General features: G+C 59.8%; 2 protein-coding genes. Both read left to right on the forward strand.

The genetic code is table 11. From position 1 onward, the window contains the following. A partial coding sequence (locus ACRXB1_RS37340; RefSeq protein ID WP_449494933.1) for a CHRD domain-containing protein occupies positions 1-73 on the forward strand: 73 nt, incomplete at its 5' end. A 27-nt stretch (positions 74-100) separates the two neighbouring features. Further along, positions 101-533 (forward strand): alpha/beta hydrolase fold domain-containing protein (locus tag ACRXB1_RS37345; RefSeq protein WP_449494932.1); only part of this gene is annotated, 433 nt, incomplete at its 3' end.

A 533-nucleotide genomic window follows, 5' to 3' on the forward strand; every position in this document is an offset into this window, starting at 1 on the left:
GTACTACTTCAACATACATACTGAAACGAACCCGACGGGCGAGATTCGCGGGCAAGTGATGCCCGCAAACTAGCACCGCTTGGATAAGAGAGGACGGTTCATGAGTTGGCAGAGTACGTTGATGTGTTGGGTCCTGCGCCACAGGATGCGCCCTGCAACGGCCACGCCCGGGATCGATGTAGCCAAGGCACGCGCAATGACATCGAAGCGCGCGTGGTCGCCCAAGGTCCCACGCGGTTGGCATCTTGAAGAAAGATATGCCGAGAGCGACGCGCCCCTTCGTGGCGAATGGCTTTCGCCCGAGGTGCCTTCGGACATCACGATTCTTTATCTGCATGGCGGCGGTTATTACTTTTGCTCGCCGGCGACGCATCGCAACCTCGTGTTCGCGTTTGCCCGGCGTTCCGGCGCGCGCATTTTTTCGCTCGATTACCGGCTCGCGCCCGAGCATCCGTTTCCGGCAGCGCACGATGACGCTCTGGCTGCGTACAGAAAGCTCATCGCCGATGGTGTGGCGCCACAGTCGCTTGTGA

Source organism: Caballeronia sp. M23-90 (assembly GCF_053574605.1).